Origin of the sequence: Mesorhizobium sp. M7A.F.Ca.CA.001.08.2.1 (genome assembly GCF_003998455.1) — a bacterium.
Classification (GTDB): Bacteria; Pseudomonadota; Alphaproteobacteria; order Rhizobiales; family Rhizobiaceae; genus Mesorhizobium; species Mesorhizobium ciceri.
Map to the genome: position 1 here is coordinate 1 of NZ_RZPW01000475.1, position 4,965 is coordinate 4,965.

Here is a 4,965-nt window from a genome sequence, read left to right on the forward strand (position 1 = left end):
GCGTTACCATCTCGAGCGCGGTCTGTTCAGGGGCGGGTCGCTTCAACATGACCCAGTGAATCAAAAACCCCCGGCAAATGCCAGGGGTTTGTCAGCAGCCTGAGGCCGCCCTCGAGGCGGCCTTTTTCGTTGCGAGGTTTGTTGCATGCAACAGAGGCCCGAGCCCGCGTTTCGAATCCACACCGCCTGATTTTGAGAAGATCAGATGGTGTGACCGTGACCCAGCAGATAAATTTCTGATGAGAAGCTGGGTGGCTGAGTCAAAGTCAGATTTTGTTGTCTTTGTGTTATTTTGGAGAGGGGAAACGATTCGGGCGACAAGGTGAACCCAAAAAGGATGGGAGATCCCCTACACGATCTCATTGAATTCTCTGAAACCGCGTTTGAGCAAGCGCTTTGGGATGCAGTTAATTCCGAAGAAATGCAGCGGCTTAGGAGGATTAAACAACTTGGATTTTCTGAGCTTGTTTATCCAGGAGCCACGCACACGAGGCTGGCTCACAGCTTAGGTGTGTTCCATACCGCTCGAGAGCTATCAGGCCGGGTCAGGAAATTTCTTGGTAGAGACTTCGATGAAGATCGCGAAAAAATCGCTCTTGCCGCTGCGTTGGTGCATGACTTGGGTCATGGGCCGTTTAGCCATGCGTTTGAAGACGCAATGAAGAAGATTGCAAAGGCACGGGACCAGAAGGTCGAAAAGCGGCATGAGATTTGGACCGCTGACATCATTCGTGAGAATACGGACATCGGCAGACGCATCGAAAAGGGAATGGGCAAAGAGGCAAGAGAGGCTGTTGCCACTTTGCTGCTGCAGGAAACGCCGACCGACATCTATTCGGGAATCGTTTCGAGCCAATTCGATGCTGACCGCCTCGACTATCTTCGTCGAGACCGGCTTATGACCGGTGTCAGTCATGGAAGTTTTGACTATTTCTGGTTGCTCGCCAATCTCGAGGTCGACCAGGTGCCGTTCTCGACGGATGGTGAGGATTACGCGAATATCGATAGTTTGGTGCTTGGGAATAAGGCATTTCAGGCAGCCGAAGCGTATGTTCTTGGTTTGTTTCATATGTATTTTGCTGTATATTTCCACAAGGCGACCAGATCGGCAGAAAAAATTCTAACCGCCCTTTTGGTCCGGCTGGGAGAGTTGATTTTGGATGGAAATGTCGCAGCGACCGGTCTCGACTCGGCTCATCCGATTACTGAGTTCTTGGTCGATTCGACCCTCAGGAATTATCTGACCCTTGACGACTCGGTTGTGTGGGGCAGTTTGCCGCTTATGGTGCGCGCGTCTGACGACCACATAAAACATTTGGCGTCCAGGCTTCTTCGAAGGGACCTGTATAAAGCCTTTGATGTGACCGAATATTTTAAGGGTCGGGGTGGAGAGGCGTCGGTAGCTAAATTTCGAGCCGCCCTATCTGAGGCAAAAAAAGCAGATGGTTTTGGATATCTCGAAATTTTTGAGGATTCCCCAGCTAGGGATCCTTACAAGAGGCGTGGGTACGATACGCCTGAGGCCCTCTCAAAGGTCCTTATACGTGGGTCACCAGGCGGCCCTTATCAGGATTTGGCCGAATTGTCGGATGTAGTTAGCGCATTACAAAAGCGTACGGTGTACCGCGTCTATGCCGGTAATGCTAATGCACTGAAAAAAGTGAAACAAATCGCGATGGGAGTGGGATGATGACAAACTCCACAGATATAGCAAAGATATTGAATCTTAATGGAGGCGAACTAGTTGGAAAAACCCGACTCCAAAAAACCTTCTATTTTCTTGAGCGCCTTGGCATCGGATTTGGTTATGACTTTCAATACTATCACTATGGACCGTACAGTGAGGAGCTGACTATCTCTGCTCAGGATTCTGTGGCGCTTGGATTCGTAAATCACGATAAGCGCGTCGGAACTAGGTCTCAATTGTATTCGGTGTTTCAGTCGCTTTTGAAAGATGAACGCGATCCACTGGATGCTTCGCGAAAGCACGCCCTGAAAATTCTCGCCGGGTATGATCCAATTTCACTAGAGCTTGCTGCGACTGCAGACTTTTTGGAGAGCGCTGGCTATGGCTTGGATGCTTGGTCAGAGACTGCCGTCAGGAAGTCATCGAAGGCGACGCCTGAACGTATAGAGAAAGCCAAAAAGTTGCTCTCAGATCTCCAAGGGCTCTAGACGTGCAATTATGACCTTCGATAATTTATAGCGCTTTCAGGCCGCCCTCGAGGCGGCCTTTTTCGTTGCCAAACTGCAACAGCCGCCATGCTTCGCGAGCGACGGCCTGTGGCGACCAAGCTTTGATCATTATCTGCGCTTCTATTGCAAGCCGCTTGGTTGTTGGAGGGCGTGTTGAGACTGTTCGTCGAATTGGGACACGCTTCGGCAATCGCGCTGATCCTTATCTCGGTCTGCGGCATTGCCCAGGCCGGCACGGTGCCTGACAACTGGCGCTTCGGCACGAGTGAAGACGGCCTCGTGACGGCCTCGCTCTACGCCACCAACAAACTGATCACCGGCGGCGGTGCCTTGAGCTACAGCCCGATCCTGACGATTGCCTGCCGGGCAAACGGCGAGCCGCATTGGACTGAATGGCTGCAACTGAACGACGCTGTTTCGGCCAGCCGCAAGATCACCATGTCGATTACGGTCGATCAGGAGAGCAAGTTCGACGAAAGCTGGTCGGTCGGGCCGCGCGGCCGGATGCTGGTGCGCGATGGCGCCGACGGCATCAGGCGCCTTGTCGCCGCGAACCGGCTCCAGCTTTCGTGGCGGTTCGGGCTGCTGGCGGGGCGCGGCGAGGCCGATTTCGACCTCGCCGGGTTCGGCGAAGCGGTCAGCCAGGTTGCCGGAAACTGCAACACCGATCCGCCGTGAACGACCGTGAGGCGAAGGCGGCAACGGCCGAGCTCGCCGTTCCCGGTGATGCTGATCGGCTTCAAACCTTTGTTCTCATACATGTCGTTGCCCCAAAAACGCACTTTGGGGCGACATCTTCAAACGGCGTTGCTGACCCAGCGGAGCACGTTGGTCCAAAGCCGTGCATAGCCGGGCCATTCGACAAAACTGTTCGGCAGCCAGTGCGGTCCGATGTCCGACGTCCAGACCAGCGTGCGCCCTTCGCCGTGACGCCCGGTGACCAGCAGGGGATGGCCGCCCTGGTCCTGCGGCAGCCGCGCCAGAACCTCGACATCGTCGCGATCGCGGGCGACGACCTCGTTGGCGCCGAGCAGCAGCGGCCATTCGCCCTCAATGCCGGCAAAAAGCGGATGGTCTCTTGAACCAGTGATCTCGGGACGAAAGCCCTCCGGAATTTCGAGCCGGTCATCATTGGGAAGGCAGGTCACCGGCAGCGCCTCCTCGACCGCCGTGCGATGCCAGCGCGCCTTGCCGTCAATGCCTTGGAAGCTGAAGTAACCGCCGATCATGATCAGGCCGCCGCCGGCCAGCGTCCAGTCGCGCAGGAGCTTGAGCCGGTTCGGCACTGTCTTGCCGTGCAGCCAGACATCGGGATGAAGCAGCAGCGAGTTTGCGCCAATGTCGGACAGGATGATCGTCCTGTATTGCGACAGCCCTTCCATGGTGAAAGGCAGCTTCTCGACGGCCTCATGAGCGGGCATGTAGTCGAGATCGAATTCGCTGTCCTTCAAGGCGTCGACCAGGGGCGTTGCCCCGAGATGGAAGGTGACGCTGCCGAACTGGTCGAACCCCTTGTAGTGGGTCGCCGAACTCACCCAGCTTTCGCCGACAAGAAGTACTTTTGTCTTCGCCATGATCATACTCTCCTGATTCCGCCAGTCGCTTGTTCTAGCCGGTTTCGCCCGCCCCGATCTCTGGGATCGCGTGGTCGGCGTCGGCCGGCGTTGGCGCCGGCCCTGCCATCTCAGATCAGCAGCAGGCCCTTCATGCTGGCATATCCTTCCGCCCGATGATGATGTGGTCGTGCACCGCGATGCCCAGCCGCTTGCCCGCGTCGATGATCTCCTTCGTCATCTCGATGTCGGCGCGCGATGGCGTCGGGTCGCCTGACGGGTGATTGTGGACCAGGATAATGGCAGTCGCCGAGAGTTCGAGCGCCCGCTTGATCACTTCTCGCGGGTAGACAGGCGTGTGGTCGACAGTACCCGTCTGCTGCACCTCGTCGGCGATCAGCGCGTTCTTTTTGTCGAGGAACAGGATGCGGAACTGCTCGCGCGCCTCGAAGGCCATTGCTGAGCGGCAATAGTCGAGGAGCTGCTGCCAGGACGAGAGGATCTCGCGGCCGTGGACCTCGCCGCGTGCCATGCGCTGCGCCGTTGCGGCGAGGATTTTCAGGTCGAGTGCCACTGCAGGGCCGATGCCCTTGACCTCCTGCAGCAGGCCCACCGGGGCGCCAAGCACTTCGGCCAGCGTGCCGAAGCGTGCCAGCAGCGCCTTGGCCGCCGGTTTGGTGTCGGCACGAGGGATCAGGCGAAAGAGCAGAAGTTCCAGAAGTTCGTAATCGGGCAGGGCGTCCGGACCCGCCAGGGCAAAGCGCTCGCGCAAGCGGTCGCGATGGCCGAGGTAATGCGGCTTTTCGTCGAGCGTCGCCTTGGCTTTCGCAGCAGGCCGCATCGGCGCTTCGGAGAAGAAACTCCGCTCGTCATCGTCGCTTGTGTTCCCCATACCCCGCCCACATTGCTCCGGCACAGACATTAGAGCTGTGCTGGCCTGGATTGAAACAGTTCCGTTCTCCGATCGCGAGACGATCCACGGCAGATCGTGGCAGCCCGCTGTCAGCCTATGGCCTCCCTATACGGCAAGATGAAACCACGATTGCGCAACAAAACTTAACATCACTTAACGCATGCGGCCACTTTCACCTGACATGGTGACGCCACCGGAGGCTCTTTGCCTCGCTATACTGGAGCACGCATGTTCGCCAAAATTGACTCTGGACTATTTGCCGGCCGGGCATCTCTTGCGGTCATGGCAATCCTGCTTTCAGCC

Annotated in this window: 4 protein-coding genes and 1 pseudogene; 3 read left to right on the top strand and 2 right to left on the bottom strand. The window is 56.9% G+C overall.

The window, feature by feature from the left end; genetic code table 11:
• Positions 1–322 precede the first annotated feature (322 nt).
• From EN914_RS24070 to EN914_RS24080, 3 genes are all read left to right on the top strand, one after another.
• A complete protein-coding gene (locus tag EN914_RS24070; protein WP_127389312.1) occupies positions 323–1,690 on the top strand; it encodes an HD domain-containing protein in 1,368 nt (455 codons plus the stop codon).
• Positions 1,690–2,175 carry a hypothetical protein gene (locus tag EN914_RS24075; protein WP_127219231.1) on the top strand — a complete coding sequence of 162 codons (486 nt, stop codon included), beginning with the start codon at positions 1,690–1,692 and terminating at the stop codon, positions 2,173–2,175. Before EN914_RS24070 ends, EN914_RS24075 begins: the two co-directional genes overlap by 1 nt.
• 174 nt (positions 2,176–2,349) lie before the next feature.
• Entirely contained in the window at positions 2,350–2,874 is a 525-nt protein-coding gene (locus EN914_RS24080; RefSeq protein ID WP_013532008.1) for a hypothetical protein, read from the top strand.
• A 119-nt stretch (positions 2,875–2,993) separates the two neighbouring features.
• Here EN914_RS24080 and EN914_RS24085 read toward each other — a convergent pair whose 3' ends face one another.
• Both EN914_RS24085 and radC read right to left on the bottom strand, forming a co-directional pair.
• Positions 2,994–3,770 (bottom strand): glutamine amidotransferase, encoded by a 777-nt coding sequence (locus EN914_RS24085; RefSeq protein WP_013532007.1) that lies wholly within the window; start codon positions 3,768–3,770, stop codon positions 2,994–2,996.
• A 110-nt stretch (positions 3,771–3,880) separates the two neighbouring features.
• Positions 3,881–4,641, bottom strand: a pseudogene (gene radC / locus EN914_RS24090) (DNA repair protein RadC).
• Positions 4,642–4,965 lie beyond the last annotated feature (324 nt).